26 protein-coding genes, 1 pseudogene and 2 riboswitches are annotated in these 26,511 nt (G+C 64.4%); of the genes and pseudogenes, 12 read left to right on the top strand and 15 right to left on the bottom strand.

Annotation, left to right across the window (positions count from 1 at the left end):
* Nucleotides 1-5 precede the first annotated feature (5 nt).
* Nucleotides 6-131: a lipoprotein gene (locus ACZ46S_RS04790; RefSeq protein ID WP_295738347.1), complete on the bottom strand. Its 126-nt coding sequence runs from the start codon at nt 129-131 to the stop codon at nt 6-8.
* Nucleotides 128-1,570 carry an argininosuccinate lyase gene (gene argH / locus ACZ46S_RS04785; protein WP_464063574.1) on the bottom strand — a complete coding sequence of 481 codons (1,443 nt, stop codon included), beginning with the start codon at nt 1,568-1,570 and terminating at the stop codon, nt 128-130. The genes ACZ46S_RS04790 and argH overlap by 4 nt, the downstream gene beginning before the upstream one ends.
* Nucleotides 1,571-1,619: 49 nt before the next feature.
* On the opposite strand from argH, the gene ACZ46S_RS04780 reads away from it, so the two are divergent.
* On the top strand, nt 1,620-2,141 hold the full coding sequence (locus ACZ46S_RS04780; protein WP_464063573.1) for a TlpA family protein disulfide reductase: 522 nt from the start codon (nt 1,620-1,622) through the stop codon (nt 2,139-2,141).
* 52 nt (nt 2,142-2,193) lie between these two features.
* Here ACZ46S_RS04780 and ACZ46S_RS04775 read toward each other — a convergent pair whose 3' ends face one another.
* Entirely contained in the window at nt 2,194-2,721 is a 528-nt protein-coding gene (locus ACZ46S_RS04775; protein ID WP_464063572.1) for a hypothetical protein, read from the bottom strand.
* A gap of 179 nt (nt 2,722-2,900) precedes the next feature.
* The gene (gene secB, locus ACZ46S_RS04770) at nt 2,901-3,404 is read right to left on the bottom strand and encodes a protein-export chaperone SecB (RefSeq protein ID WP_026439543.1); all 504 of its coding nucleotides are present in this window, start codon (nt 3,402-3,404) and stop codon (nt 2,901-2,903) included.
* Nucleotides 3,405-3,471: 67 nt separating this feature from the next.
* Here secB and argC point away from each other — a divergent pair, with 67 nt between their 5' ends.
* The 6 genes from argC (at nt 3,472) to ACZ46S_RS04740 (ending at nt 9,320) form a co-directional block, all read left to right on the top strand.
* Nucleotides 3,472-4,380 (top strand): N-acetyl-gamma-glutamyl-phosphate reductase, encoded by a 909-nt coding sequence (argC, locus tag ACZ46S_RS04765; protein ID WP_464063571.1) that lies wholly within the window; start codon nt 3,472-3,474, stop codon nt 4,378-4,380.
* Complete coding sequence (locus ACZ46S_RS04760) at nt 4,377-4,928, top strand: gamma carbonic anhydrase family protein (protein WP_464063570.1); 552 nt, start codon at nt 4,377-4,379, stop codon at nt 4,926-4,928. Before argC ends, ACZ46S_RS04760 begins: the two co-directional genes overlap by 4 nt.
* A 53-nt stretch (nt 4,929-4,981) precedes the next feature.
* On the top strand, nt 4,982-5,590 hold the full coding sequence (locus tag ACZ46S_RS04755; RefSeq protein ID WP_464063569.1) for a TetR family transcriptional regulator: 609 nt from the start codon (nt 4,982-4,984) through the stop codon (nt 5,588-5,590).
* 43 nt (nt 5,591-5,633) lie between these two features.
* A complete protein-coding gene (locus ACZ46S_RS04750) occupies nt 5,634-6,080 on the top strand; it encodes a phasin family protein (RefSeq protein WP_295738365.1) in 447 nt (148 codons plus the stop codon).
* Between the two features lie 239 nt (nt 6,081-6,319).
* Nucleotides 6,320-8,476, top strand: coding sequence for an excinuclease ABC subunit UvrB (uvrB, locus tag ACZ46S_RS04745; protein ID WP_464063568.1), 2,157 nt, complete (start codon nt 6,320-6,322; stop codon nt 8,474-8,476).
* A 31-nt stretch (nt 8,477-8,507) separates the two neighbouring features.
* Nucleotides 8,508-9,320, top strand: coding sequence for an EipB family protein (locus tag ACZ46S_RS04740; RefSeq protein WP_464063567.1), 813 nt, complete (start codon nt 8,508-8,510; stop codon nt 9,318-9,320).
* On the opposite strand, the pseudogene ACZ46S_RS04735 reads toward ACZ46S_RS04740, so the two are convergent.
* From ACZ46S_RS04735 to lpdA, 5 genes and pseudogenes are all read right to left on the bottom strand, one after another.
* Nucleotides 9,277-10,121: pseudogene (locus tag ACZ46S_RS04735) on the bottom strand (formate/nitrite transporter family protein). The gene ACZ46S_RS04740 and the pseudogene ACZ46S_RS04735 sit on opposite strands and share 44 nt — an antisense overlap.
* Nucleotides 10,122-10,430: 309 nt before the next feature.
* Nucleotides 10,431-10,883 carry a MarR family winged helix-turn-helix transcriptional regulator gene (locus ACZ46S_RS04730; protein WP_464063566.1) on the bottom strand — a complete coding sequence of 151 codons (453 nt, stop codon included), beginning with the start codon at nt 10,881-10,883 and terminating at the stop codon, nt 10,431-10,433.
* Nucleotides 10,884-11,077: 194 nt separating this feature from the next.
* The gene (gene glk / locus ACZ46S_RS04725; RefSeq protein WP_464063565.1) at nt 11,078-12,043 is read right to left on the bottom strand and encodes a glucokinase; all 966 of its coding nucleotides are present in this window, start codon (nt 12,041-12,043) and stop codon (nt 11,078-11,080) included.
* Between the two features lie 243 nt (nt 12,044-12,286).
* Complete coding sequence (locus tag ACZ46S_RS04720; RefSeq protein ID WP_464063564.1) at nt 12,287-13,000, bottom strand: pyridoxine 5'-phosphate synthase; 714 nt, start codon at nt 12,998-13,000, stop codon at nt 12,287-12,289.
* Between the two features lie 7 nt (nt 13,001-13,007).
* Nucleotides 13,008-14,399 carry a dihydrolipoyl dehydrogenase gene (lpdA, locus tag ACZ46S_RS04715; RefSeq protein WP_464063563.1) on the bottom strand — a complete coding sequence of 464 codons (1,392 nt, stop codon included), beginning with the start codon at nt 14,397-14,399 and terminating at the stop codon, nt 13,008-13,010.
* Between the two features lie 207 nt (nt 14,400-14,606).
* Here lpdA and ACZ46S_RS04710 point away from each other — a divergent pair, with 207 nt between their 5' ends.
* Nucleotides 14,607-14,771, top strand: a complete 165-nt coding sequence (locus ACZ46S_RS04710) for a DUF3309 family protein (RefSeq protein ID WP_008493342.1) — start codon at nt 14,607-14,609, stop codon at nt 14,769-14,771.
* Nucleotides 14,772-14,856: 85 nt separating this feature from the next.
* Here ACZ46S_RS04710 and ACZ46S_RS04705 read toward each other — a convergent pair whose 3' ends face one another.
* Nucleotides 14,857-15,186, bottom strand: coding sequence for a P-loop NTPase family protein (locus tag ACZ46S_RS04705; RefSeq protein ID WP_295738399.1), 330 nt, complete (start codon nt 15,184-15,186; stop codon nt 14,857-14,859).
* A gap of 38 nt (nt 15,187-15,224) precedes the next feature.
* Here ACZ46S_RS04705 and metH point away from each other — a divergent pair, with 38 nt between their 5' ends.
* Nucleotides 15,225-18,710, top strand: coding sequence for a methionine synthase (metH, locus tag ACZ46S_RS04700; RefSeq protein WP_464063562.1), 3,486 nt, complete (start codon nt 15,225-15,227; stop codon nt 18,708-18,710).
* Nucleotides 18,711-18,868: 158 nt separating this feature from the next.
* Here the strand turns inward: metH and ACZ46S_RS04695 are convergent, their stop codons facing one another.
* From ACZ46S_RS04695 to ACZ46S_RS04675, 5 genes are all read right to left on the bottom strand, one after another.
* A complete protein-coding gene (locus tag ACZ46S_RS04695; RefSeq protein WP_464063561.1) occupies nt 18,869-19,180 on the bottom strand; it encodes a chaperone modulator CbpM in 312 nt (103 codons plus the stop codon).
* Nucleotides 19,177-20,067 carry a DnaJ C-terminal domain-containing protein gene (locus ACZ46S_RS04690; RefSeq protein ID WP_464063560.1) on the bottom strand — a complete coding sequence of 297 codons (891 nt, stop codon included), beginning with the start codon at nt 20,065-20,067 and terminating at the stop codon, nt 19,177-19,179. Before ACZ46S_RS04690 ends, ACZ46S_RS04695 begins: the two co-directional genes overlap by 4 nt.
* A gap of 119 nt (nt 20,068-20,186) precedes the next feature.
* Nucleotides 20,187-20,567: a hypothetical protein gene (locus ACZ46S_RS04685; RefSeq protein ID WP_464063559.1), complete on the bottom strand. Its 381-nt coding sequence runs from the start codon at nt 20,565-20,567 to the stop codon at nt 20,187-20,189.
* Nucleotides 20,564-20,905 carry a response regulator gene (locus ACZ46S_RS04680; protein WP_205619739.1) on the bottom strand — a complete coding sequence of 114 codons (342 nt, stop codon included), beginning with the start codon at nt 20,903-20,905 and terminating at the stop codon, nt 20,564-20,566. Before ACZ46S_RS04680 ends, ACZ46S_RS04685 begins: the two co-directional genes overlap by 4 nt.
* 132 nt (nt 20,906-21,037) lie before the next feature.
* A complete protein-coding gene (locus ACZ46S_RS04675; RefSeq protein WP_295738411.1) occupies nt 21,038-21,823 on the bottom strand; it encodes an ABC transporter ATP-binding protein in 786 nt (261 codons plus the stop codon).
* An 84-nt stretch (nt 21,824-21,907) separates the two neighbouring features.
* A riboswitch (glycine riboswitch) is annotated at nt 21,908-21,999 on the top strand.
* A gap of 13 nt (nt 22,000-22,012) precedes the next feature.
* Nucleotides 22,013-22,111: riboswitch (glycine riboswitch) on the top strand.
* Between the two features lie 46 nt (nt 22,112-22,157).
* Here ACZ46S_RS04675 and gcvT point away from each other — a divergent pair.
* The 3 genes from gcvT to gcvP are packed head-to-tail and all read left to right on the top strand — an operon-like array spanning nt 22,158 to nt 26,479.
* The gene (gene gcvT / locus ACZ46S_RS04670; RefSeq protein ID WP_464064326.1) at nt 22,158-23,219 is read left to right on the top strand and encodes a glycine cleavage system aminomethyltransferase GcvT; all 1,062 of its coding nucleotides are present in this window, start codon (nt 22,158-22,160) and stop codon (nt 23,217-23,219) included.
* A 12-nt stretch (nt 23,220-23,231) separates the two neighbouring features.
* A complete protein-coding gene (gene gcvH / locus ACZ46S_RS04665) occupies nt 23,232-23,612 on the top strand; it encodes a glycine cleavage system protein GcvH (protein ID WP_464063558.1) in 381 nt (126 codons plus the stop codon).
* Nucleotides 23,609-26,479, top strand: a complete 2,871-nt coding sequence (gene gcvP, locus ACZ46S_RS04660) for an aminomethyl-transferring glycine dehydrogenase (RefSeq protein WP_464063557.1) — start codon at nt 23,609-23,611, stop codon at nt 26,477-26,479. Before gcvH ends, gcvP begins: the two co-directional genes overlap by 4 nt.
* The last annotated feature ends 32 nt before the right edge of the window (nt 26,480-26,511 follow it).

Raw genomic sequence — 26,511 nt, 5'->3', positions numbered from 1 at the left:
CCTCTTTATTGCGGCGGCGGATAGCTGTGGGGGTAGGTGATGTCCTGCGCCGGGCCGGGAGGCACGGGGGCGCCGCGACGGCCGCAGCCGGCCAGAGCCGACATGGCGAGCAGGATGAACAGATATTTCATGCCAGTTTCTCCAGCCAGAGCGCGGCCTGTTTGGCGACATTGGCGGGGGCGGTGCCGCCATAGGAGGTGCGCGAGGCGACGGAGGCCTGCACCGTCAGCACTTCGAAAATCTCCGCGGTGATGCGGGGCTCGATGGAGTGCATGTCCGCCAGGCTCAGCTCCGGCAAATCGCAGCGCTTCGATTCCGCCAGCCGGACCAGCTGCCCGGTGACATGATGCGCATCCCGGAAGGGCATTTTCAGCACCCGCACCAACCAATCCGCGAGGTCGGTGGCGGTGGAGAAGCCCGAGCCGGCGAGAGCATCCATGCGGGCCTTGTTGGCTTGCAGGTCGCGCACCATGCCGTCCATGGCGGCGAGCGACAAAGAGATGGCGGCGACGGCGTCGAACACCGGCTCCTTGTCCTCCTGCATGTCCTTGGCATAGGCCATCGGCAGGCCCTTCATCACCGTCAGCAGGCCAATGAGGGCGCCGAAGATGCGGCCGGTTTTGGCCTTGGCCAGCTCGGCGGCGTCCGGGTTGCGCTTTTGCGGCATGATCGAGGAGCCGGTGGTGAAGGCATCCGAGAGCTCGATCAGTTTATAGGGCGAGGAGCACCAGATGATGATCTCTTCCGAGAAGCGGGAGAGATGCATCGCGCAGATCGAGAGGGCGGAGAGGAATTCCAGCGCGAAATCGCGGTCCGAGACGGAATCCAGCGAATTGGCGGTCGGCCGGTCGAAGCCCAGGGCAGTGGCGGTGGCGTGGCGGTCGATGGGAAAGGAGGTGCCGGCCAGGGCGGCGGCGCCCAGCGGGCATTCATTCAGCCGGGCGCGGGCATCGCGCAGGCGGCCGGCATCGCGGGCCAGCATCTCCACATAGGCGAGCAAATGGTGACCAAAGGTAACCGGCTGGGCGGTTTGCAGATGGGTGAAGCCGGGCATCACGGTATCGGCATACTCGGCGGCGCGGGTGGCCATGGCCTGCATCAGCCCGTGGATTTGGCCCAGCACCCCGTCCAGCGCATCGCGCACCCAGAGGCGGAAATCGGTCGCCACCTGGTCGTTGCGGCTGCGGGCGGTATGCAGCCGGCGTGCGGCTTCGCCGATGCGCGCGGTCAGCCGGACTTCGATATTGGTATGGATATCTTCCAGCTCTTCGGAGAATTCGAACGTACCGGCCTCGATCTCGGCGCCGATCGCCTCCAGCCCGGCGGCGATGGCGCTCTGGTCCTGCGCCGTGATAATGCCCTGCTTGGCCAGCATCGCGGCATGGGCCTGGCTGCCGGCAATATCCTGGCGCCAGAGCTTGGCATCGAAGCTGATCGAGGCATTAATGGCCTGCATCACCTCTGCGGGACCGGCGGCGAAACGCCCGCCCCACTGAAGCTGACCTTTGTTCGGAGTGCTGTCTTTGTCGGTCAAACCCAAACGCCCTTTACTGTTGCGCCGATCACTCATCGCCGCTGGCCCTGCCTTAGCCCTGGGCGCGGCCTGGGGCAATCGCACAATGGCGCAAAGCGCCGACGCGGATATGCCGGATGCGGCGCTGGGCTGGACTGCGTTCGCCCCGGTGGCCCCGCCGGCGCTGAAATTCCAGGACGACAAGGGCAAGAGCCTGAGCCTGGCGGATTTCAAGGGGCATGTGCTGCTGGTCAATCTGTGGGCGACCTGGTGCGGCCCGTGCAAGGAAGAACTGCCGACCTTCGCGGCGCTGGCGCCGAAGCTGGCGAAATTCGGCGGCTTGATCCTGCCGATCTCGATCGATGTGGATGGTCTGCCGGCGGTGCAGGCTTATTTTGCCCTGCATGGCATCCGCAATTTGCCGATGCTGGTCGATCCAGATGGCGATGATCTGGATATGATGAATACGGAAGGGATACCGGTGACTTTGGTGATCAATCCGGCAGGCAAGGCTGTGGCAAGGCTGGATGGCGGCGCGGACTGGAACACCAAGAGCGTGCTGGACTTCCTGCAGGATCTGGCGCGTTCTGGAAAGCCGGACGAAAGACAGGGCGCCACTCAGGCCTGAAACGCCACGGTTCTGGGCGCTTGCGGTGCGCTCCGCACAGGGGTGCGCCGCCTTATTCGCCCCGGTTCAAGAGCGCCTCGGGCAGTTCCCATTCGTCAGGCTTTGAGTCGGGCTGGTACCAGCGATATTTGTGGATGGTCCATAACAGCAGCCCGCACAATCCCAGCGCCGCGCTTAGTAGAATGACCGACATCAAATACCACGCAAAGATATCCTGGTTGGGGGCAAGCACAAGCTCGATGACATTCCATACAAGCAGTAGAAGCGTGAAAAGCGAGGATATAAAAGCCAGCCGACGGAAGCGGCGGACCCATTTTACGGTTTTGTAGATATAGATTTTTCGGACAAAGTTGATGCCGAATATCGCTAAGATAATCGCTAAAATCACCGGACCGATGGGCACGCCGTCAGGCATGAAGACGCTTAGCCAAGCATCGCCAAACCAAAGATAGAGTATATTCAAAACCAATGTGAGTGGGGCAATAAATAGCCCCCCACCTAACCCAGCGCTGCAGAAATTTATCGCCCGCCGCGGCGGCAGATAGGGCCGCATTCCGTCATTTTGGCTGGTCGTGCTCATCTCTCTTGCCGCCGTTCTTTATGTCCAAGCGTCAGGATACAGCATAAATTTGGGTTTCATTCGAGATGTTTTCGCGGACGGAAAGCTCTGAACCTCACATCGTTAAGGCGTATGGGCGGCGCTGGACGGTCAGCGCGGGCGTGGGGTGTTCTTCAAAAACACCCCACGATTTTACCGTCTCAGTTCGGCGCGCCGTTGGCGGCAGCGGCGGCGGTGCGGCGCTGGTGCCAGAGGCCGACGAAGTCGATCGGCCCGAGCAGCACCGGCGGGAAGCCGCCATCGCGGGTCACGTCGGCCAGGATGTTGCGGGCGAAGGGGAAGAGCAGACGCGGGCACTCGACCAGCAGAATCGGCTCCTGCTGCTCTTCCGGAATGCCGTTGAGGGTGAACACGCCGGCATAGGACAGCTCGGCGATGAACACGACAGGCGGTTTCTCCTGGGTGCCGCCGGCGGATTTCGGCGCCTCGGTGGTGCCCTCGGCGCGGATCGCCAGCGCGACCTCGAAAATGGTCTGCTCTTCCTCGATGCGGCGCACCTGCACGTCCAGATTCAGGTTCACATGCGGCTGGGCGCGCAGCTGGGTGAAGATGGCGGGCGCGCCGGGCACCTCGAAGGAGAGATCCTTGGTGTACTGGATGTTGAGGATCAGCGGTTGCGGCGGCAGGCCGGCTTGTTCGGACATATCTGGTTTCCCTGTTGAAAGGCTGCGCTGCCCTAGCACGCTGGGCAGGGCATGATAAGAGTAGGGCATGACCGCACGCATCTTCATTGACGGCCAGGCCGGAACCACCGGGCTTGGCATCGCCCAGCGCCTTGAGGCGGATGGGGGCTTTTCTCTCGTCACCCTGGCGGATGCGCGCCGAAAGGACCCGGAAGCCCGCGCCGAGGCGATGGGCAATGCGGATCTGACCGTGCTCTGCCTGCCGGATGAGGCGGCGCGCGAGGCGGTTGCCATCGCCCCGCAAGGGGCAAGGATTCTGGATGCCAGCACCGCCCACCGGATCACGCCGGGCTGGGTCTATGGTTTTGCCGAGGCCTGGCCGGACCAGGCGGAGAAGATCGCCAAGGCGCAGCGCGTCGCCAATCCCGGCTGCTACGCCACCGGGGCGATCGCGCTCTTGCGCCCGCTGCTGGGGCTGGGGCTGCTGGCGGCGGATGCGCCGGTCTCGATCAACGCCATTTCCGGCTATTCGGGCGGCGGCAAGGGGATGATCGCGGACCACGAGGCCAAGGGCGGACCGGCCTATGAGCTGTACGCGCTGGGGCTCAAGCACAAGCATATTCCTGAAATCATGAAATATACCGGGCTGACCCGGGCGCCGATTTTCTGCCCCGCCGTGGGCCATTATCACCAGGGCATGCTGGTTAGCCTGCCTTTGCATCTGGACCAGCTGGCCAGGCCCGGCAGCGCCGCGCAACTGGCCGAGGCTTATGCGGATTTCTATGCCGGGGCGGAGACTATCGTCGTGCGGCGCGGGCTTGCCGGCGGCAATCTCGACCCGGAAGCGTTGAACGGCAGCAATCGCCTCGAAATCTTCGTCGCCGGCAATGAGGCGGCGGGGCAGGCTGTGGCGATCGCCCGGCTGGATAATCTCGGCAAGGGCGCCTCCGGGGCGGCGGTGCAGAATTTGAAGCTGATGCTGGGGCTGGCGGCGTGAGCGCGGCGCAGCGCCCGGGCGGGTTGCTCTACGCGCTGGGCAATCTGGCGCCGCAAATCGACCCGACCGCCTGGGTGGCGCCGACGGCGGTGCTGATCGGCGATGTGAGGGTCGGGCCGGGGGCGAATATCTGGTTCAACGCCGTGCTGCGCGGCGACACCAACCCGGTGATCGTCGGCGCGCGCTCCAATGTGCAGGATGGGACCATCGTGCATGTGGACCATGACGACCATCCGGCGATCATCGGCGATGATGTGACGATCGGCCATGGCGCCATCATCCATGCCTGCCGGCTGGAGAACCGCGCCTTCATCGGCATGGGGGCGACGGTGCTGGATGGCGCGGTGGTGGAGGAAGGCGGGCTGCTCGGGGCGCGGGCCTTGCTGGGGCCGGGCAAGCGCATCGGAAAGCAGGAGCTGTGGACCGGTACCCCGGCGCGGCTGGTGCGGGTGATGAGCGATGCGGAGCGGGCGCGCTGGGATGAGACGGTACCGCATTATCTCGGCCTGACCGCGCAATATGTGAAAACATTGCGGCCAATCACTTAATTTTCCTGGAAAATATTGTGGAAAATCTCGCCGCGCGCGACTAAGTTTCGCACATGAGCGATCAGGATTTCGAAGCCGCCCTTGTCGATGCCGCTTTCGCCCTGGGGGCTGAGGCTGGCTGGCGGCATGTCTCGCCCGCCGCCGCGGCGCGCCATGCCGGGCTGGATCTGGTGCGCGCCCGGGCGCTGTTTCCCTGCACCGGAAAAATCCTGAAAAAATTCGGCCGGCTGGCGGATGCGGCGGCGTTGAGCCATGTGCCGCAGGATGGCAGCGTGCGCGACCGGCTGTTCGATATCCTGCTGCGCCGCTTCGATTTTCTGCAGGCAAGGCGCCCTGGCGTGCTGGCCTTGATGAAGGCGCTGCCGTCCTGCCCGCCGCTGGCGGTGGCGCTGGCGGAGATGAACATCGCCTCCATGGGCTGGCTGCTCGAAGGGGCGGGGGTGGATGCCACCGGCCTCACTGGTGCGGTGAAAAAGCGCGGGCTGCTGGCAGTGTGGCTTTATGGGCTGCGCGCCTGGGCCGAGGATGAAAGCCTGGATCTGACCGCGACAATGGCGGCGGTGGATAGCGCCCTGGCCCGCGCCGAGCGCTTTGCCACGCGCTTTTCCACCGAACCGGCGCCCAAGGCGGCGCCGGAGCCTGAGCTGCCCGCGCCGCTCTGAGGAGCCAAGGCGGGGGATAAAACCATAACCAAGGAGACGAACAATGGTTGAGAAGACGACAAAAGCCGGCACCCCGCCTTTCATGCCCGAGTTCGATGTGAAGAAGCTGATGGGGGATATGAAGATCCCCGCGATGCCGGATGTGGAGGCGGTGCTGGCCGCGCATAAGCGCAATCTGGACGCGTTGACCGAGGCCAACCGGGTGGCGCTGGAAGGCGCGCAGCTGGTGGCGCGCCGGCACATGGAGATCATGCAGGAGACGATGTCCGGCCTGACCGCGACGCTGAAGGAGCTTTCCGCGAACCAGCCGCCGGCGGCGCGCGCGGCCAAGCAGGCCGAGCTGCTGAAGAAGGCGTATGAGAACGCCGTGGCGAACACAAAGGAGCTGGGGGATTTGATCCAGAAATCCAACGCCGAGGCGATGAGCAAGCTGAATACGCGGTTTTCCGAGGCGATGACCGAGATGAAGGCGCTTTTGGAGAAAAAATAGCGTCCCGATGACGGAGCGGCGCAGCCGCGCAGTCTGAATCGGGCCGCTCAAATAAACCAAAAGCTTTTTGATGCCGCTTTTTTTCAAAAAAGCGGCGAAAACGCCCGGCCGTGCGCAACGCGGTCGTCACCACTCCCAATGTTTTGCGGCCCTTTTTGAAAAAAGGGCCGCCCCCCAAAAACTTTTGCGAAATCAGGCACGGGCTTTTCCAAGGCTGAGCCAGGGGCCATATTGCGGGCATGTCCCTGACCTTCATTCCGCAAAAACAGGCGCCCCGGCCGTTGCAGAAGCCGCTGCGCGTGGTCTCAGACTACCAGCCCGCCGGCGATCAGCCGAGCGCCATCGCGCAGCTGGTCGAGGGGCTGCGGGCGCAGGAGCGCGACCAGGTGCTGCTGGGGGTGACCGGCTCCGGCAAGACCTTCACCATGGCCAAGGTGATCGAGGCGGCGCAGCGCCCGGCCCTGGTGCTGGCCCCGAACAAGACGCTGGCCGCCCAGCTTTATGCCGAGATGAAGAGCTTCTTCCCCGATAACGCGGTGGAATATTTCGTCTCTTACTACGACTACTACCAGCCCGAAGCCTATGTGCCGCGCTCGGACACCTACATTGAGAAAGACAGCGCGATCAACGAGACGATCGACCGCATGCGCCACGCCGCCACCCAGGCGCTGCTGGAGCGCGGCGATGTCATCATCGTCGCCTCCGTCTCCTGCATTTACGGTATCGGCTCGGTCGAGACCTACTCGAAGATGGTGGTGCGTCTGGAGACCGGCGGGCGGATCGACCGGGATACGCTGGTGAAGGCGCTGGTGGATCTACAATATCGCCGCAACGACATGGCGTTTGCCCGTGGCTCCTTTCGCGTGCGCGGCGAGACGGTTGATATTTTCCCCTCCCAGTATGAGGACCGCGCCTGGCGGGTGACGTTGTTCGGCGATGAGATCGAGAAAATTTCAGAATTCGATCCGCTGACCGGCGAGCAGAGCGCGGCGCTGGAAAATATTTCGGTCTATGCGAATTCCCATTACGTCACACCGCGCCCGACGCTGACCCAGGCGATTTCCAAGATCAAGCTCGAGATGAAAGAGCAGCTGGCGAAATTCACCGCGGAGGGCAAGCTTTTGGAGGCGGAGCGGCTGCAGCAGCGCACCACCTTCGATATCGAGATGATGGAAACCACCGGGGCGTGCAAGGGCATCGAGAATTATTCGCGCTATCTCTCCGGGCGCAACGCCGGCGAGCCGCCGCCGACCTTGTTTGAATATCTGCCTGATAATGCCTTGCTGTTTGTCGATGAGAGCCATGTCACGGTGCCGCAGATCGGCGGCATGTACAAAGGCGATTACGCGCGCAAATTCACCCTCTCCGAATATGGGTTCCGGCTGCCGAGCTGCATCGATAACCGGCCGTTGAAATTCGAGGAGTGGGAGCGTTTCCGCCCGCAATCCTTGTTCATCTCCGCCACCCCCGGACCGTGGGAGATGGAGCGCACCCAGGGCGTGTTCGCGGAACAGGTGATCCGCCCGACCGGGCTGGTCGATCCGGTCACCGAAATCCGCCCGGTGGAGCATCAGGTTGACGATCTGCTCGGCGAAATCAGGCTTGTCACCAAGCAGGGCGGGCGGGTGCTGGTGACGACGCTGACCAAGCGCATGGCCGAGGACCTTACCGAATATCTCACCGAGCAGGGTGTGCGGGTGCGCTATCTGCATTCGGATGTGGATACGCTGGAGCGCATCGAGATCATCCGCGATCTGCGGCTTGGCGCCTATGATGTTCTCATCGGCATCAATCTGCTGCGCGAGGGTCTGGATATTCCGGAATGTATGCTGGTGGCGATTCTGGATGCGGATAAGGAAGGCTTCCTGCGCTCCGTCACCTCGCTGGTGCAGACCATCGGCCGGGCGGCGCGCAATGTCGATGGCCGGGTCATTCTCTATGCCGACACCATGACCAATTCGCTGAAACAGGCGATCGACGAGACCGAGCGGCGGCGGGCCAAGCAGATGGCCTGGAATGAGGCGCATGGCATCACCCCGCAATCGGTGCGCAAAAATATCGGCGAGGTGATCCATTCGGTGTTCGAGCAGGATTACGTCACCGTGGCGCCGGTGAAAGATGTGAAGACGGACGAGTTTGTCGGCAAGGATCTGGCCAGCTCGATCGCCGCGCTGGAAACCCGGATGCGCGCCGCCGCGGCGGATCTGGAGTTCGAGGAAGCGGCGCGGCTGCGCGATGAGGTGAAGCGGCTGGAGGCGTTGATGCTGGGGCTGGAGCCGCCGCCGCTCGCCAGCCGCGCGCCGGCCAAGCCGAAAGGCCCGGTGCCGCTGGGGCCGGGCGGCGGGGGATATGATCCGGCGATGCGCAAGGGCAAAGGGCGGGCGCGCAAGGTTTGACGGCGCGCGCCGCGCTTGTATCCTGCGTGGCATGAAGCTCTCCGCCCTCGCTTTGCTCGCTGCCCTGACGCCGTTGCCGGCGCTTGCCGCCCCTGATCTCGCCAGCCAGCTCACCGGCCAGCATGCCGTCTATAAGCTGACCCTCTCCAAGCTGCGCACCCATGACATCACCGGCGCCACCGGGCAGATGAATTTCAACGTGGTGGATGGCTGCACCGGCTGGGCGACGACGCAGCATATGACGCTGATCATCCGCAATGTTGATGGCTCGCTGACCAAATCGGTCAGCGACTACATCACCTGGGAGAGCAAGGACGGCAAAACCCTCAGCTTCACCCTGCGCGAGAGCGATAATGACGGCAAGGAGAAGATCGACAGTGCCGGCACCGCCACCCATACCGGGCCGGATGAGAGCGGCGTGATCGATTATACCGCGCCGACCAAGAAACAGGTGAAGCTGCCGCCGGGCACCTTGTTCCCGATGCAGCATACCGAGGCGCTGCTGGCGGCCGGGCGGGCGGGCAAGCAATTCATCTCGCCCTTGCTGTTCGATGGCACCTCGCCAGACGGCGCCCAGGCGACCTTCATCACCGTGCTCGGCCACCATGAGGCGGAGAAGGCGCCCTGGCCGGATCTGGATAAATTCGCCAGCACCGATGTCGATATCGGCTTTTTCGAGCGCAAGAACCAGGATGAGACGCCGGATTTCCGCACCTCGATGCGCTATTACGAAAACGGTGTGGCCACCGGGCTGGTGCTGGATTTCGGGGATTTCGTGATGAGCGGCAAGCTGACCAGCCTCAGCGTCCCGCCTTCGGCTTGCCCGCCCGCGAAGTCGCCCTGAGATTGGCGTTGCGCTTTTCCTGCCGTTCGCCATCGCCCAGACGCTCCTCGATCTCCGGCTTGATGGCGCCGTGATTGAGCACCGAGACCATTACGATCCCGCCGGCGATATTGCCCAGAACGGTGGGGGCGAAAAATTCCGCGACATAGTCATAGAGCGTGGCGCTGCCCGCCAGCACGCCATAAGCGGCCTCGGCTGAGCCGGCGATGATGTGGGAGAGCTGGGCGAGGGCCACCACATAGGTGATCAGCAGCACGATCAGTGGGCGCGAGGTGGAGGCGCTGGGCAAAATCCAGACCATCAGCGCGATCAGCCAGCCGGCGAAGAAGGCGCGCACGAAGGTGGCGGCGAAGCCCGAATGGATCGCCGCCCGCGCCATCTCCTGCAAGGCCGGGGTGACGGCGGGGGGGAACAGCCCCGGCGCGTGGACCAGCACGGCGAAAATCCAGGTGCCGGCGATATTGGCGGTGAGCACCACCCCCAGAGCTTGAGCACCCCCAGCAGCGTCGCGCGGTCGCGCCGGGTGATCAGCGGCAGGATGGCGGTGAGGGTGCTTTCGGTGAAAAGCTGCTGACGGGCGAGGACCACGATGATGAAGCCCACCGCATAGCCGAAGCTGGCCAGCGTATGCCGCCAGGGTGTGTCCGGCAGGCCGGCGGTGAGCAGCGCCTGGGTGAGGAAGGAAAACCCCATCGAGAGCCCGGCCGCCAGGCCCGAGAGCGCCAGCGCGCCGGGCTTGCGGGCCAGTTCTTCCTCGCCCTCATGGCGGATGATTTCATGGATCAGGAAGGCATCCGGCACGGAATGGCGTTCGGCCAGACGCAGCTCGCCTTCGTCGAGATGCTGTAATTGATTGTCTTCGGCCACAGACCCTCCGGCGATGCGTGTTGGCGCATCAAGCTTTTTAGCTTGATGCGCCAAGTTTTGTTTTGTCGCGCAATTTCATGTGTTTATCTTGACGCTGGCGCGTCACCCTCAACACATATTGCTCTTGAGCCGGAGGACATAAGATGGAATCGCCGCGCGATTGCATCTTATGTCGTCGAACTCTCGGCCCATCACTTAAGCGCGGACAGAGCCGGATACATCGGGGTGTGGGTGAAGCTTTTTTCAGGTCGGGCCGTGGCTGAAGTCTTTTCCGAATTGCAGCTTCAGCTTGGCGCGGGCATGTTCATTGCCGCCATCGACCAGATGAGCCAGCAGCGAGAGGAATAATTCCTGCTCCGCCTCGTCCAAAGGGGCCAGAATGCGCTCATTGGCGCGCGCCATCGGGGCCTGCATGCGGGTGAGGGCGGCCTTGCCCTTGGCGGTGAGGTGCAGCAGCTTTTGGCGCTGGTCGCGCCGGCTGATCGCCCGGCGGATCAACCCGCCGCTTTCCAGCCGCGCGGCAACGCTGGCGAGGGTCGCGCGATCGACACCGATTTCCTCGGCGATGGCGGACTGGTCCCGCCCGGCCTGGTTAGAAATCGCGCGCAGCACGCTGAGCTGCACCGGGGTGATCTCCAGCCCCATCGTCTCATCGGCGAACAGGGCGACGTAGATCTGGTGCAGACGTCGGATCATGAAGCCTGGATTATGCATCGTCTCGCAAGTGAATGGGCTTTTGCCACCAATGCCGATATCCATGACTGAGTATCCTGTTTGTAGAAAAATTGATACAATTTTCTTATCGGGTTAGGTCAGTTAGCATCATCCACTTAAAAAAAACAACTCTTACGTTGCATCACAAATCATTGAACAACTCTGTGGTGCGGCATTTAGGCGGCGGTTGAGGCGGCTCCCAGCAAACCCGGGCAGGCATGCACGATCAGCTTTACCGGAAGCCGTGCCATTAGAGGTTGAAACCGACCCTTATCCAAGAAACGATGCACGAAGCCTGTTCTTGGCAATATATGTAACAGTCTCGGAATGATTCCGCCAGCGATTACAACCGCGCTGGCGCCATGGGCCAGGGCGTAGTCCCCCGCGACCGCGCCCAGCGCCGCGCCGAAGCGTGAAATCGCTTCCATGGCGATTTCATCTTGCCCGTCAATGCCGCTTTGCCAAAGGGCGGCGTCCGGGCCTGGATAAGCGGGCAGGTTGCGGGCGGCGGCCAGGGTTTCATGGATGGCGCGCAGCCCCGGACCGGAGACGACGCGTTCGGCGGAGACCCGCCCGTGCCGGGCGCGCAGCCTGGCCAGCAGCTCGTCCTCGAACTCGTCCAAGGGGGCAAAGCTGATATGGCCGCCTTCGCATTCCAGCACATGGGCATGGGTGGCGGTGCGCAACACCTGGGCGACGCCCAGCCCGGTGCCGGGGCCGACGATGGTGATCGTCCCCTGGGCCGGCAGCAGGCCGGGTGGGCCGGCGAGATGCACGTAATCCGTCTCTTGCAATTGTGACAGGCTATGGCCGACCGCCCCGAAATCATTGATGAAATCCAGCCGCTCCAGCCCGAGCTGGGCTTTCAGCGCCGCCGGGCGGATGCTCCAATGGGTGTTGGTGAGTTTCAGCACCTCGCCCTGCACCGGGCAGGCAATGGCGATGGCGGCCTCGCGCGGCAGGGGCCTGCCGGTTTCGCGGGCGAAAATCCCCCAGGCCTCGGCGAAGCCGCCGACATCGCGGGTCTGGATCTGCACGGTTTCACCCAACGCAACCACCCGGCCCTGTTCGATCCGCGCCAGACAGAAGCGCGCATTGGTGCCGCCGATATCCCCGGCGACGATTTCTTTATTCGCGGTCATGTATTTAATGTGTTGTGGCGGCGCCAAAATGCAAAGGCGAAGCCAAAGCCGCGCAGCGGATCAAAAGTTTTTGGGGGGCGGCCCTTTTTTCAAAAAGGGCCGCAAAACGTTTGGGGCTTTGGCAACGGCGGTGCATACGCCCCGGCGTTTTCGCCGCTTTTTTGTAAAAAAGCGGCGCCTCCGGCGGCTTTCCACCGCTGCTAAAGCAGCGGCGGAACCTTTGCCGCCTCCGCCAAAAAACTTTTATTTTACGCGGGCTTCGATCATCAGGCGCTTCATTTCGGCGATCGCCGCGGGCAGGCCGATCAGCAGCGCTTCGCCGATGAGGAAATGGCCGATATTCAGCTCGGTCACTTCCGGCAGGGCGGCGACGGGTGAGACATTGGCGAAGGTCAGCCCGTGGCCGGCATGGCATTCCAGCCCGGCCTTGGTGGTCAGGCTCGCCGCCTCGCGCAGCCGGTCCAACTCGCCCAATTTGCCATTGGCATAGGCGCCGGTATGCAGCTCCACCACCTGCGCGCCAACCTCGGCGGCGGCGTGGATCTGGGCCTCGTCCGGGTCCACGAACAAAGAGACGCGGATGCCCGCATCCTTCAGCCGGGCGATGGCGGGGCGCAGCGCCTCGCGCTGATTGAACACGTCCAGCCCGCCCTCGGTGGTGATCTCGGCCCGGCGCTCAGGCACGATGCAGCAGCCATGCGGCTTCAGCCGGGTGGCGATGGCGACCATCTCGTTCGTCGCCGCCATCTCGAAATTTACCGGCTTGCCGGCCCAGGCGCAGATCGCCTCGGCATCGGCGTCGCGAATATGGCGCCGATCCTCGCGCAGATGGATGGTGATGCCATCCATGCCCGAGCCGACCAGCGCCTTGGCCACCGTCAGCGGATCGGGATGGTTGCCGCCACGCGCATTTCTGAGCGTGGCGACATGATCGATATTGACGCCGAGGCGGATCATGGCGCGATCAGATATGGATCGGCCGTCCGTCCACGGCCAGGGCGGCTTCCTTCACCACTTCGGCCAGGGTCGGATGGGCGTGGCAGGTGCGGGCCACGTCCTCGGCGGAGGCGCCGAATTCGATGCCCATGGTGCATTCGGCGATCAGCCCGCCCGCATCCGGCCCGATGATGTGGGCGCCGAGCAGCTGGTCGGTGGTCTTGTCGGCCAGCAGCTTCACGAAGCCTTCCGTGGCGCCCATGGCGCGGGCGCGGCCATTGGCCATGAAGGGGAATTTGCCGACCTTATAGGCCACACCGGCGGCCTTCAGCTCTTCCTCGGTCTGCCCAACGGAGGCGACTTCCGGCCAGGTGTAAACGACGCTGGGGATGGCGCCGTAATTCACATGGCCATGCTGGCCGGCCAGGATCTCGGCCAAAGCGACGCCCTCTTCCTCGGCCTTGTGGGCCAGCATCGCGCCGGCCACCACGTCGCCGATGGCGTACACGCCCGGCACGTTGGTTTCGAAATGCTTGCCGATCTTCACCCGGCCGCGCTCGTCGGTCTCAACCCCGGCGGCCTCCAGGTTCAGCCCGGCGGTGTAGGCGTAGCGGCCGATGGCCAGCAGCACCACATCGGCGGTGATGGTCTTGGCCTCGCCGCCCTTGGCCGGCTCGACGGTGAGGGTGACCTTCTCGCCCTCGACCTTGGCGGAGGTGACCTTCTGGCCCAGCTCGAACTTGAAGCCCTGCTTGGTCAGGATCTGCTGGAAGCTCTTGGAGATCTCGCCATCCATGGTCGGGGTGATCTTTTCCAGGAACTCGATGACGGTGACTTCCGCGCCCAGGCGGCGCCAGACCGAGCCCATCTCGAGGCCGATCACGCCGCCGCCAATGACCACCAGATGGCCCGGCACCTTGTCCAGCTCCAGCGCGCCGGTGGAGGTGACGATGCGCTTCTCATCGACCTCGACCCCCTTCAGCGGGGTGGAATCGGAGCCGGTGGCGATGACGATATGCTTGGCGGTGTAGCCCTTGCTCTCGACCTCGATTTCGGTCTTGCCGGTGAACTTGGCGGCACCCTTGATCCAGGTGATCTTGTTCTTCTTGAACAGGAACTCGATGCCCTTGGTGTTCTGGTTCACCACCTCGCCCTTGCGGGCCTGCATCTTGGCCAGATCCAGCTTCACGCCCTCGATCTGGATGCCGTGATCGGCGAAGCCATGCGCCGCCTCGTGGAAATTCTCGGAGGATTGCAGCAGCGCCTTGGAGGGGATGCAGCCGATATTCAGGCAGGTGCCGCCCAGCGTGGCGCGCTTCTCGACGCAGGCTACCTTGAAGCCGAGCTGTGCCGCGCGAATGGCGCAGACATAGCCGCCCGGCCCGGACCCGATCACGATAACGTCGAAAGCTTCGGCCATTTTTCCCTCTCCAAGCGCTGATAAATACCTTGCGCCCCGGCTCTTAGACCCAACCGGCGCGCCGGACAATTCGCCAGCCGAGGGGCAGCCCAGCTTTTTCCGGGGCTTGAGCCGGCTTTCGGGGATTTCATGAACGTCTCATGCGGCCCCGGCGCGGCGCATCCCTATGTCCTTTCCAGATTTCGGCTTCGTTATCGGAGGATTGTCATGGGTTTGATTCTGATCATCATTCTGCTGGTGCTGCTGTTTGGCGGCGGTGGCGGCTATTACGCGCATCGCTCTTATGGCGGGCGCGGGTCGGGCGGGGTGCTGGGGCTGATCATCATCGTGCTGCTGATCATCTGGCTCGCCGGCGGCTTCCACACGGCGTAAAGCTTTTTGAGGGTTTAAGGGGGGCAAAAATCCCCCTTCGGCCAAAAGCCCGGAACGCCCCCTGGCGGGGTGTCCGGGCTTTGTCTCACCCCAACCGAAACCGCGCTTTCGTGACCGCATCCTGCTCCAGCGCCGCCTTGATGTCCGCCTCGCCCTGCCGCGAGGCCAGAATCAGCACACGCTCGAAATAAGGCGCCGCCCCCATCGCCCGGTCCCGGTACAAGGCGGAGAAGGCATTGGCCGCCGGGCCGCGCGCGGTGCAGCAGAAGCAGCCAGGCTGGTGGCCAAAGCGCGGGGCGGTGAAGCGTATGGCATGGCCGGCCGGCGGCATGGCGTGGCCATCCTCCACCAGCACCGCGTCCTGTGGGCCGGGCGTGCCCCCTATATAAACCGGAATGCGGCCATCTTTTTCCATGACTTGGAAATGGGGGTGCGGGGGGCTATTTGGCAAGCATGTCAAAGCGTCCACATCTGCTCGAAGCCCTCTCCCGTAACGTTCTGCTCTGCGATGGCGGCATGGGCTCGCGCGTGCAGGCGCTCACCCTCGATATCGAGAAGGATTTCTGGGACAAGGAAAACTGCACGGAAGTGCTGAACCTGTCCCGCCCGGACCTCGTGCGCGAGATCCATCGCGGCTATTTCGAGGCCGGCTCGGACATGGTGCAGACCAATTCCTTCGGTGGCTCGCCGATCACGCTGGCGGAGTTCGAGCTGCAGGACCGCGCCTTCGAGATCAACAAGATCGCCGGCGAGCTGGCGCGCGAGGCCGCCGAGAGCTTCGCCGATGGCCGGCAGCGCTGGGTGGTCGGCTCGATCGGGCCGGGGACCAAGCTGCCGAGCCTGGGCAATATCGCCTATGACCCGCTGGAGGAGGCGCTCTACGCCCAGTGCGTCGGGCTGCTGGCCGGCGGGGTGGATGCGCTGCTGATCGAGACCTGCCAGGACACGCTCCAGATCAAGGCGGCGGTGAACGGCGCCAAGCGCGCCATTGCCGAAGCCGGCAAGGATACGCCGATTTTCGTGCAGGTGACGGTGGAGACCACCGGCACGCTGCTGGTGGGGCCCGACATCGCCGCCGCCGCCACCGTGATCCACGCGCTGGATGTGCCGCTGATCGGGCTGAACTGCGCCACCGGCCCGCAGGAGATGGCCGAGCATGTGCGCTATCTCTCCCAGAACTGGCCCGGCAAGATTTCCGTGCAGCCGAATGCCGGCCTGCCCGAGCTGGTGGACGGCCAGACCCATTACCCGCTGAGCGGGGCGGAGATGGCGAGCTGGGTGGAGCGTTTCGTGGTCGAGGACGGGGTGAACCTGATCGGCGGCTGCTGTGGCACTTCCATCCCGCATATCCAGGCGCTGGACGGGATGTTGAAGAAGCTGGGCAATCCGCGCCCGGCGCCGGTCAAGCGCAAATTCCATTGGGTGCCCTCCGTCGCCAGCCTTTATGGCGCGGTGCCGCTGCGCCAGGAGAATGCCTATTTCTCCATCGGCGAGCGCTGCAACGCCAATGGCTCGAAGAAATGGCGCGAGCTGCAGGAGGCGGGCGACTGGGATGGCTGTGTCGCCATGGGCCGCGAGCAGGTGGCGGAAGCCTCCAACGCGCTGGATATCTGCACCGCCTTCGTCGGGCGCGACGAGATTGCGGAAATGAACGAGGTGATTACCCGCTTCACCTCCTCGGTGAATGCGCCTCTGGTGATCGATTCCACCGAGACGCCGGTGATCGAGGCGGCGCTGAAGCGGCATGGCGGCAAGCCGATCATCAACTCGATCAATTTCGAGGATGGCGAGGGCCATGCGCATGAGCGCATGAAGCTGGCGAAGAAATTCGGCGCGGCGATGATCGCGCTGACCATCGATGAGGTCGGCATGGCCAAGGAGCCGGCGGACAAGCTGCGCATCGCCGAGCGGCTGGTGGCGTTTGCCTGCGACCAGTACGGGCTGCCGCAGTCCGATCTGATGATCGACCCGCTGACCTTCACCATCGCCACCGGCAATGAGGATGACCGCAAGCTGGGGCAATGGACGCTGGAAGGCATCAAGCTGATCCGGGACAAATTCCCCGACATTCAGATCATTCTCGGCCTCTCCAACATCTCCTTCGGCCTCAACCCGGCCGCGCGGGCGGTGCTGAACTCGGTATTCCTGGACCATGCGGTGAAGGCCGGCATGACCGGGGCGATCGTGCATGTCTCGAAAATCCGGCCGCTGCATATGATCGACCCGGCCGAGGTGAAGGTGTGCGAGGATCTGATTTTCGATCGTCGCGAAGAGGGGTACGACCCGCTGCAGAAGCTGCTGGAGATGTTCGCGGACCGCAAGGCGGCGGACGCCACCAAGAAGAAACGTGCCGAGACCCCGGAGGGGCGGCTGAAGGACCGCATTGTCGATGGCGACCGCAAGGGGCTGACCGAGGATCTGGACGAGGCGCTGAAGACCCACAAGCCGCTGGAGATCATCAACAACATCCTGCTGGATGGGATGAAGGTGGTGGGCGAGCTGTTTGGCGCCGGCAAGATGCAGCTGCCCTTCGTGCTGCAATCGGCCGAGACGATGAAGGCCGCGGTGGCCTATCTGGAGCCGATGATGGAGCGCGTCGAGGGCGAGGAGCGCGGGATCATCGTGCTCGCCACGGTGAAGGGCGATGTGCATGATATCGGCAAGAACCTGGTCGATATCATCCTCACCAATAACGGCTACAAGGTCGTCAATCTCGGCATCAAGGTGCCGCTGGCGGAGATGGTGGCGGCGGCGAAGGAGCATAAGGCCCATGCCATCGGCATGTCTGGCCTGTTGGTGAAATCCACCGTGGTGATGCGGGAAAATCTGGAAGAGATGTCCCGCCAGGGGCTGGATATTCCGGTGATGCTGGGCGGGGCGGCGCTGACGCGCAATTATGTGGAGGAGGACTGCGCCGCTTCCTATGCCTCGGGGCGTGTCGCCTATGCGCGCGATGCGTTCGACGGGCTGCATCTGATGGACAAGGTGACGGGGAATGATTTCGACGATTACCTCGCCGCCATCCAGGCCAAGCGCGCCGGCAAGGCCCGCAACACCAAGCGCACGCTGGGCCAGGCGGAGGCAAGCGCCTTCGCGCCGGTGGATGTGAAGGAGGTGCAGGCCCGCCGCCGCCGCCTGAACGCGGACCAGCCGCCATTGGTGCCGCCCTTCTGGGGCGCGAAAATGCTGGAGGCGGCGCCGAAGGCGGTGGTGCCGTTCCTGAATGAGCGTTCTTTGTTCCAGTTCCAATGGGGCTTTCGCAAGCAGGGCAAGAGCCTGGAGGATTTCATGGGCTGGGCCCGCCAGGAGCTGCGGCCGGTGATGAAGCGCATGCTCGATCTCTGCGAGGCGGAACATATTCTGCATCCGCAGGCGGTGTATGGCTATTGGAAGGCGGCGGGGCAGGGGAATGATCTGATCCTGTTCGATGAAGACGGCACCACGGAAGTTGCCCGCTTCGCGCTGCCGCGCCAGCCCAAGCAGGATGGCGAATGCATCGCGGATTTCTTCCCCGATGTGGAGGATGGGCGCGGCGTGATCGGGCTGCAGGCGGTGACCATGGGGCAGAAGGCCTCCGAGGTGGCGCGGGAATGGTTCGAGGGCAATCGCTACCAGGATTATCTCTATCTGCACGGCGTTTCGGTGGAGATGGCGGAGGCGCTGGCGGAGTACACCCATAAGCGCATCCGCGCCGAACTGGGCTTCGCGGCGGAGGATGACCGGGAGATGGAGAAGATGCTGGGGCAGGGCTATCGCGGCTCACGCTACAGCTTCGGCTATCCGGCCTGTCCGAAGCTGGAGGACCAGGAGCAGCTTCTGCGGCTGTTGGGGGCGGAGCGGATTGGGATTTCGCTGTCGGACGAGCATCAGCTGCATCCGGAACAGAGCACCAGCGCGATTGTGGTGCTGAACAGCCACGCGAAGTATTTTTCGGTGTAAAAGTTTTTGGCGTCCCGATGACGAGGCGGCGCAGCCGCATCGTCTGAATCGGGCCGCCCAATTTTGAGAAAAGCGTTTGGGGCGTTGGTAACGACATTGCCAACGCCCCAAACGTTTCCGACCCTTTTTTTCAAAAAAGGGTCGGCCCCAAAAAACTTTTATTCCTCTAAGTGTTTTAGCACCGCCGCGCGGGCTTCGGGCGGCAGGCTCGTCAGCGCCGCGTTCAGCTTCGCCGCGTTGCGCCGCAATTCGTAAAGCTGGTCCAGCAGCGACAGCACCACCGGCACCGCGTCCTCGCCAATCTCCAGCTCATGCCGCAGCGTATGAATCAGCCTGATTCGCGCTACATCCACCGCCTCGAACCGCCAGGCCCCGGCCGTGCCCGAGGCGCGCACCCAGGAGGCCTCAATCCAGCCGCCCAGCTCCGCCTCGTCCAGCCCGGCAATATGCAGAGACTCGAAATCCATCATTTCAGCCCCTCCCTTGGGTTGAAGCCAGGCTGCGCCCAGCCTTCCAGGAATGTCTTCAACGCCGCGTCGGCCGGGCCGATGACGACGTTCAGCTTCACATGCAAATCCCCCGCCTCGTGCTTGCCATGCGCCGGCACGCCGCGCCCGCGCAGGCGCATCTCGGTGCCGCTCTCGGTGCCGGGGCGGATCGTCATCGCCACGTCGCCGGCCGGGGTGGGCAGGGTGATCTTCGCGCCCAGCACCGCCTCCTTCATCGAGACCGGCACTTCCATATGGATGTTGCGGCCCATGCGGCGGTAGAATTTATGCGGGGCGACATGGATTTCGATCAGCGCATCGCCATCCGGCCCGCCCTTGGCGCCGGGATCGCCCTTGCCGCGCAGGCGCAGAATATCCCCTTCCTCGGTGCCGGGGGGGATTTTCACATCCAGCGTGCCGCCATCGGGCAGGGTGATGCGCCTGGTGGCGCCGCTCACCGCCTCCAGGAAGCCGATTTCCAGGCTATATTGCCGGTCCCGCCCCTTGGCCGGGCCGCGCGGGCGCTGGTTGAAGATGTTGCCGAACAGATCCTCGAAATCCGCGCCACCGCCGCCGGAATAGGCATAACGCTCGCCCGGCCCGGCCTCGGCATAATGGCGCCAGCTCTGCGCCTGCGGGCGTTCCGCGCCCGAGGCGTCGATCTCGCCGCGATCATATTTGCCGCGCTTCTCGGCGTCGCTCAGCAGGTCATAGGCGCCGGAGATGGATTTGAAGGTCTCTTCCGCCGCCTTGTTGCCGGGGTTGAGATCCGGGTGGTGTTTTTTCGCCAGCTTGCGATAGGCGGAACGAATTTCGTCCGCGCTGGCCTCTTTCTTTACACCGAGAATTTTATACGGGTCGTCTGCCATGCTCGTCCCTGACTCGAAGGTAATGCAACCTAGCCCTAAGATAAGGAGACAAACCTTGATTTAACAACGCCCCGGCCTTGCAAGGCCGGGGCTGCGGGAGGTGCCAGTTTTCCGTGTGTCTAGCCGCCGTGCCGACGGGCGGTGAGCCGCTTGATCTGCTCCAGCAGATATTGATGATCGTAAGGCGGGTTTTCTTCCGGCCCCATCTCGCACAGATCATGCGCCTTGGCGGCGGTGCTGGCCAGGCCGGCGCTCAGCACCACGTCCAGATCCGGGAAGGCCTCGCGGGCCAGGCGCGCCGCGGCAAAGCCGACCTCGCCGCGGGAGAACAGCACATCCACCCGCACCTTGCCGGAGTCCAGCAGATGCCGCGCCTCCTCCAGCCCGGCCGCCTCGGCGACGTGATAGCCGCATTCGCGCAGATATTCCGCCACCGTATGGCGCACCAGCACGTCGGGTTCCACCAGCAGAACCCGTAACAGCTCTTCCGTCTCGCTCATTTCGCCTCCCGTCCCAGCAGGTCCAATGTCGCCTTCGCCGCCGTCTCCAGCCGGTAGGGCTTGGCCAGGAACAGGCCCAGCGCCGAAACATTCTCCCGGCCCGGATTGGCGGAGGTGATGATGCGTTTGAGTTCGGGGTAGGCGGTGGCGATGCGGCGCATCAGCTCCAGCCCGTTGATCGAGCCCGGCATGGTGATGTCCGAAAACACCAGATCCGCGTCGCCGCCGGCTTGCAGATAGGTCCAGGCATCGTCGGCGTTGCTCGCCTCGATCACGCGCAAGCCCTCATTGCGCAGCGCTTCCGCCAGAAGCAGCCGGATAACCGGCTCGTCTTCCACAAGCAAAACGGCGGCCTGCGCTTGGGAAGAGGGCGGAGATTTGATGGAGAGCATAGGGAGCAAGCGAAATCCGGCCGTTATGGATCTCTCATGTGGGAGAGCCAGGGGCTTCCTGCAATCCCATCAATTCTATCAATGTTTCAATGTGCTCGACAGAAATTGCCGGAAGCGCTCGGTCTTCGGGGCGGCGAACATCTCGTGCGGCGCGCCTTCCTCCTCGGTCTGGCCTTTATGCAGGAACATCACCCGGCTCGCGACCTCGCGGGCGAAGCCCATCTCATGGGTGACGACGAGCATGGTGCGGCCTTCCTTGGCGAGGTCGCGCATCACTTTCAGCACCTCGCCGACCAGTTCCGGGTCCAGCGCCGAGGTCGGCTCATCGAACAGCAGCACGTCCGGCTCCATGGCAAGTGCCCGGGCGATGGCGACGCGCTGCTGCTGGCCGCCGGAGAGCTGGGCGGGAAAAGCATCCAGCTTGGCGGAGAGGCCGACCTTCTCCAGCATCGCCTCGGCCTTGGCGCGGGCGGTCTTCTTGTCCTGCTTGAGCACATGCACCGGCGCTTCCATGACGTTTTGCAGCACGTTCATATGGCCCCAGAGATTGAATTGCTGGAACACCATGGAGAGCCGGGCGCGCAGCCGTTCCAGCTGTTTCGGGTCGGCACAGGCGCGGCCGCCCTTGCCGTGCGTCATCGCGATGGTCTCGCCCTTGATCGCGACACTGCCCTGGTCGGGCATTTCCAGCATGTTGATGCAGCGCAGGAAGGTGCTCTTGCCCGAGCCGGAGGAGCCGAGAATGGCGATGACATCCTGGTCGCGCGCCGACAGGGACACGCCCTTGAGCACCTCCACCGACCCGAAGGATTTATGGATATTCTCCACCGCGAGGGCGGGGGCGGTCTGGTCGGCGTCTAGCATGCGGGGCCTCGATCTGGTTTTTGCGCGTAAGGGGCAGATTCAGCTTTGCAAAATACGTACCCTCGGGCAAAAGGGAAGCGTCCTTACGCGGACGCAGGAGAGAGCGGGGCTTGCCCCGCCGCCGAAGGCGCAACCGGCCCCCGGAACCGCTCAGGCAAAAGGGCTGCGGATCGGTCGCCGTTTTGCGGGGAAGGACACTCTGGAAAGCCGGCGGGAGCCCCCGCCGCACCGACGGGGTCAAGGGTCTCACCACCCGAATCTCTCAGGTCACAGGACAGAGGGGGGTCAGATTTTCCGGGGCGCGTCGCGTGCCGGGTGAACTGACTTTTGGGGGATTTTTCTTTTGGCCCAGACTCCTTTGGACGCTTTGCATCGCCGTTTAGGCGCGCGCATGGTGGAATTCGCCGGCTACGATATGCCGCTGCAATATCAGGGCATCATCGCCGAACATGTGGCCTGCCGCACCGGTGCGGCGTTGTTCGATGTTTCGCATATGGGGCAGGCGGAGATCGCCGATGTGGCCGGGCTGGCCCGCTTCGTGCCGGGCGATGTCGCCGGGCTGAAGCCAGGGCGGCAGCGTTATACGCTGCTGCTGAATGAGGCAGGCGGCATTCTCGATGATTTGATGATGGCCAATCTCGGCGCGCATATCCAGCTGGTGCTGAATGCCGGGCGCAAGGCGGCGGATGTGGCGCATCTGCGCGGCAATGGGCTGGATGTGCAGACCAGGTTCGACCGCGCGCTGCTCGCCCTGCAGGGGCCGAAGGCCAAGGATGTGCTGCCCGAGGCGGCGGGGCTGAAATTCATGGATGTGGCGGCGCTGGCGGTCGAGGGGATCGACTGCATCGTCACCCGCTCCGGCTATACCGGCGAGGATGGATTCGAGATCGGCTGCGCCGGCGAGAATGGCGAGGCGCTGGCGGAAAAGCTGCTGGCGCGCGGTGCTGTGCCGGCCGGGCTGGGGGCGCGGGATTCGCTGCGGCTGGAAGCCGGGCTGCCGCTCTATGGCAATGATATCGACGAGACGACGGACCCGGTCTCCGCCGGGCTCGGCTTCGCGCTCTCGAAGAAGCGGCTGGAGCATGCGGATTTCCTGGGCGCTGGCGCGGTGAAAACAGTGCAGGCCAATGGCCCGGCGCGGCGCCTGGTCGGCATCCGGCTGGAGGGCCGCGCCCCGGCGCGGGCTGGCGCCGAGATCCGGGCCAAGGACGGGCAGAGCCTCGGCCATGTTACCTCGGGCGTGTTTTCGCCCACACTCAATGCACCGATCGCGCTCGGCTATGTCCGCGCCGATGCGGCTGAACCCGGCACCGCGCTCGACCTGATCGTGCGCGACAAGCCGCTTCCCGGGCAGGTCACAGGGCTGCCCTTCGTTCCTCATAACTATGTCCGCTGAAAGGTAAGGCTCATGTCGCAGATTTTCTATTCCAAGGATCATGAGTGGGTCGCCGTCGGGGCGGATGGGCTGGCCACCATCGGCATCACCGACCACGCGCAGGCGGCGCTGGGCGATATCGTGTTCGTGGAGCTGCCGGAGCCGGGCCGCTCGGTCGGCAAGGGCGAGGCCTGCGCGGTGGTGGAGAGCGTGAAGGCGGCCTCCGACGTGTATGCGCCGTTCTCCGGCACGGTGGCGGAGGTGAATCAGAGCATTGTCGATGAGCCGGCCAAGGTGAACAGCGCCGCCGAGGGCGAGGGCTGGTTCTTCAAGCTGCGCCTGCAGGACCCGGCGGCGCTGACCGAGCTGATGGACCGCGCCGGGTACGACGAATTTCTGGGGACGCTTTCGTGAACGCATTGACCGAACTGGCCGCGCTGGAGCGGCCGGATAGCTTCGTCGCCCGGCATATCGGGCCGGATGAGGCGCAGATTGGCGCGATGCTGAAGGCGGTGGGGGCACCGAGCCTGGAAGGGCTGATCGCCCAGACCATTCCGGAGAGCATCCGCACCAATGCCGCGCTGGCGCTGCCCGCCGCCGAGGATGAGGCGGCGCTGCTGAACCGGCTGCGCCAGATCGCCAGCCGCAATGTGGTGAAGCATTCGCTGATCGGCATGGGCTATCACGGCACCGTCACCCCGCCGGTGATCCAGCGCAACGTGCTGGAGAATCCGGGCTGGTACACGGCCTATACGCCCTATCAGGCGGAGATCAGCCAGGGCCGGCTGGAAGCGATTTTGAACTTCCAGACCATGATCGCCGCGCTGACCGGGCTGGATATCGCCAATGCCTCGCTGCTGGACGAGGCCAGCGCCGCCGCCGAGGGCGTGGCGATGGCCTTCTCCCTGCACAAGGCCGGCAGCAAGGTGATCGCGGTGGCGAAGGATGTGCATCCGCAGACCCGCGCCGTGATCGCCACCCGCGCCTGGCCGCTGGGCTGGGAGATTCTGGATGTGGCGCCAGGGGATGTGGACGCGATCAGCGCGGCGAAGCCGTTCGCGCTGGTGCTGAATTATCCGGGGTCCACCGGGCAGGTGCGGGATCTCTCCGGCGAGATCGCGGCGGGCAAGGCGGTGGGGGCGATGAGCATCGTCTGCGCCGACCTGCTGGCGCTGACGCTGCTGACCCCGCCGGGCGAGATGGGGGCGGATATCACCGTCGGCTCCGCCCAGCGCTTTGGCGTGCCGATGGGGTTTGGCGGCCCGCATGCCGGCTATTTCGCCACCCGCGACGCGTTCAAGCGCGCCATGCCGGGGCGATTGGTCGGGGTTTCGGTGGATGCCGCCGGGCGGCCGGCGATGCGTCTCGCCTTGCAGACCCGCGAGCAGCATATCCGCCGCGAGAAGGCGACCAGCAATATCTGCACCGCGCAGGTGCTGCTGGCGGTGATGGCCGGGTTCTATGCCGCCTGGCACGGGCCGGAGGGGCTGAAGGCGATTGCGCGGCGGGTGAATTTGCAGGCGCGGCTGCTGGCGGATGTGGTCGGCAAGGCTGGCTTCGCGCTGCGCCACACGGCGTTCTTCGACACGCTGGCGATCGAGGCGGGCGGGCAGGCGCAGGCGCTGATGGACAAGGCCGAGGCGGCCGGATTCAATCTGCGCCGGATCGATGCGACGGGCATCGGCATCGCGCTGGATGAAACCGTCACCCGATCCGCGCTGGACGCGCTGGCCGGGCTGTTCGGCGGCACGCTGGGGGAGGCGGCGGTCTCGATTCCGGCGGCGCTGGAGCGCAAGAGCCGCTTCTGCACCGAGGAGGTGTTCAGCGCGCATCATTCCGAGCACGCCATGCTGCGCTATCTGAAGCGGCTGGAGGACAAGGATGTCGCGCTCAACCGCTCGATGATCCCGCTTGGCTCCTGCACGATGAAACTCAACGCCGCGGTGGAGATGGCGGCGATCACCTGGCCGGAATTCGCCAGCCTGCATCCATTCGCGCCGGCAAGCCAGACGCAGGGCTTCAAGCAGCTCATCGACGAGCTGGCGGCGCTTTTGTGCGAGGTGACGGGCTTCGCGGCGGTGTCCTTGCAGCCCAATTCCGGGGCGCAGGGCGAATATGCCGGGCTGCTTGCCATCCGCGCCTATCATGAGGCGCGCGGCGAGGGGGCCAGGGATATCTGCCTGATCCCGGCCTCGGCGCACGGCACCAACCCGGCCTCCGCCGCCATGGCGGGCTACAAGGTTGTGGTGACCGCCTGCGACAAGCACGGCAATGTCGAACTGGCCGACATGCAGGCGAAGATCGCCGCCTACGGCCCGCGCATCGCGGCGCTGATGATCACCTATCCGAGCACCCATGGCGTGTTCGAGACCGCGATCCGCGACATCGTGCGGGCGGTGCATGAGGCTGGTGGGCAGGTCTATATGGATGGCGCCAACATGAACGCGCAGGTGGGGCTGACCAGCCCGGCCAATATCGGCGCCGATGTTTGCCATCTCAACCTGCATAAGACCTTCTGCATCCCGCATGGCGGCGGCGGGCCCGGCGTGGGGCCGATCGGGGTGGCGGCGCATCTGGCGCCGCATCTGCCCACCCACCCGCTGCGCGCCGATGCGGGGCCGGAAACGGGGTTTGGGCCGGTCTCGGCGGCGCCATTCGGCTCGGCGCTGATCCTGCCCATCCCCTACGCTTATATCCGGCTGATGGGGCCGGAGGGGATCACCCAGGCGACGCGGGCGGCGATCCTGAACGCCAACTACATCGCCACCCGGCTCTCCCAGGCTTATCCGATTCTGTATCGGGGCGAGCAGGGGCGCGTCGCGCATGAATGCATCGTCGATTGCCGTGGCTTTGCCGCGACCTCCGGCGTGCAGGTGGAGGATATCGCCAAGCGTCTGGCCGATTACGGCTTCCACGCCCCGACAATGTCCTGGCCGGTCGCCGGCACGCTGATGATCGAACCAACCGAGAGCGAGGATAAAGGCGAGCTGGACCGGTTCTGCGACGCGATGCTGAGCATCGCCGGTGAGATCGCGCTGATTGCCTCCGGCACCTGGCCGAAGGATGACAATCCGCTGAAGAACGCGCCGCACACCGCCTCTGAGGTGATGGCGCAGGACTGGACGCATGGCTATTCCCGGCAGGTGGCCGCCTTCCCGCTGCCCTACGTGGCGGCGCAGAAATACTGGCCGCCGGTGAAGCGGGTGGATAACGTCTATGGCGACCGCAACCTGGTCTGCTCCTGCGCGGCGCTGGAGGCCTATCAGGAGGCGGCGGAGTAACGGAAACTTCTTTGTTTCCTGCTTGCGTCTTT

It is taken from the genome of Acidocella aluminiidurans, assembly GCF_055383125.1.
Note: the sequence above shows the minus strand (reverse complement) of the source record. Positions and strands in the feature narration are given on the sequence as shown.

Excerpts from the sequence above, each read along its gene's own strand:
- ACZ46S_RS04790 (WP_295738347.1), bottom strand. The coding sequence starts at position 131 with ATGAAATATCTGTTCATCCTGCTCGCCATGTCGGCTCTGGCCGGCTGC.
- argH (WP_464063574.1), bottom strand. The coding sequence starts at position 1,570 with ATGAGTGATCGGCGCAACAGTAAAGGGCGTTTGGGTTTGACCGACAAA.
- ACZ46S_RS04780 (WP_464063573.1), top strand. The coding sequence starts at position 1,620 with ATGGCGCAAAGCGCCGACGCGGATATGCCGGATGCGGCGCTGGGCTGG.
- ACZ46S_RS04775 (WP_464063572.1), bottom strand. The coding sequence starts at position 2,721 with ATGAGCACGACCAGCCAAAATGACGGAATGCGGCCCTATCTGCCGCCG.
- secB (WP_026439543.1), bottom strand. The coding sequence starts at position 3,404 with ATGTCCGAACAAGCCGGCCTGCCGCCGCAACCGCTGATCCTCAACATC.
- argC (WP_464063571.1), top strand. The coding sequence starts at position 3,472 with ATGACCGCACGCATCTTCATTGACGGCCAGGCCGGAACCACCGGGCTT.
- ACZ46S_RS04755 (WP_464063569.1), top strand. The coding sequence starts at position 4,982 with ATGAGCGATCAGGATTTCGAAGCCGCCCTTGTCGATGCCGCTTTCGCC.
- ACZ46S_RS04750 (WP_295738365.1), top strand. The coding sequence starts at position 5,634 with ATGGTTGAGAAGACGACAAAAGCCGGCACCCCGCCTTTCATGCCCGAG.
- uvrB (WP_464063568.1), top strand. The coding sequence starts at position 6,320 with ATGTCCCTGACCTTCATTCCGCAAAAACAGGCGCCCCGGCCGTTGCAG.
- ACZ46S_RS04740 (WP_464063567.1), top strand. The coding sequence starts at position 8,508 with ATGAAGCTCTCCGCCCTCGCTTTGCTCGCTGCCCTGACGCCGTTGCCG.
- ACZ46S_RS04730 (WP_464063566.1), bottom strand. The coding sequence starts at position 10,883 with ATGATCCGACGTCTGCACCAGATCTACGTCGCCCTGTTCGCCGATGAG.
- glk (WP_464063565.1), bottom strand. The coding sequence starts at position 12,043 with ATGACCGCGAATAAAGAAATCGTCGCCGGGGATATCGGCGGCACCAAT.
- ACZ46S_RS04720 (WP_464063564.1), bottom strand. The coding sequence starts at position 13,000 with ATGATCCGCCTCGGCGTCAATATCGATCATGTCGCCACGCTCAGAAAT.
- lpdA (WP_464063563.1), bottom strand. The coding sequence starts at position 14,399 with ATGGCCGAAGCTTTCGACGTTATCGTGATCGGGTCCGGGCCGGGCGGC.
- ACZ46S_RS04710 (WP_008493342.1), top strand. The coding sequence starts at position 14,607 with ATGGGTTTGATTCTGATCATCATTCTGCTGGTGCTGCTGTTTGGCGGC.
- ACZ46S_RS04705 (WP_295738399.1), bottom strand. The coding sequence starts at position 15,186 with ATGGAAAAAGATGGCCGCATTCCGGTTTATATAGGGGGCACGCCCGGC.
- metH (WP_464063562.1), top strand. The coding sequence starts at position 15,225 with ATGTCAAAGCGTCCACATCTGCTCGAAGCCCTCTCCCGTAACGTTCTG.
- ACZ46S_RS04695 (WP_464063561.1), bottom strand. The coding sequence starts at position 19,180 with ATGATGGATTTCGAGTCTCTGCATATTGCCGGGCTGGACGAGGCGGAG.
- ACZ46S_RS04690 (WP_464063560.1), bottom strand. The coding sequence starts at position 20,067 with ATGGCAGACGACCCGTATAAAATTCTCGGTGTAAAGAAAGAGGCCAGC.
- ACZ46S_RS04685 (WP_464063559.1), bottom strand. The coding sequence starts at position 20,567 with ATGAGCGAGACGGAAGAGCTGTTACGGGTTCTGCTGGTGGAACCCGAC.
- ACZ46S_RS04675 (WP_295738411.1), bottom strand. The coding sequence starts at position 21,823 with ATGCTAGACGCCGACCAGACCGCCCCCGCCCTCGCGGTGGAGAATATC.
- gcvH (WP_464063558.1), top strand. The coding sequence starts at position 23,232 with ATGTCGCAGATTTTCTATTCCAAGGATCATGAGTGGGTCGCCGTCGGG.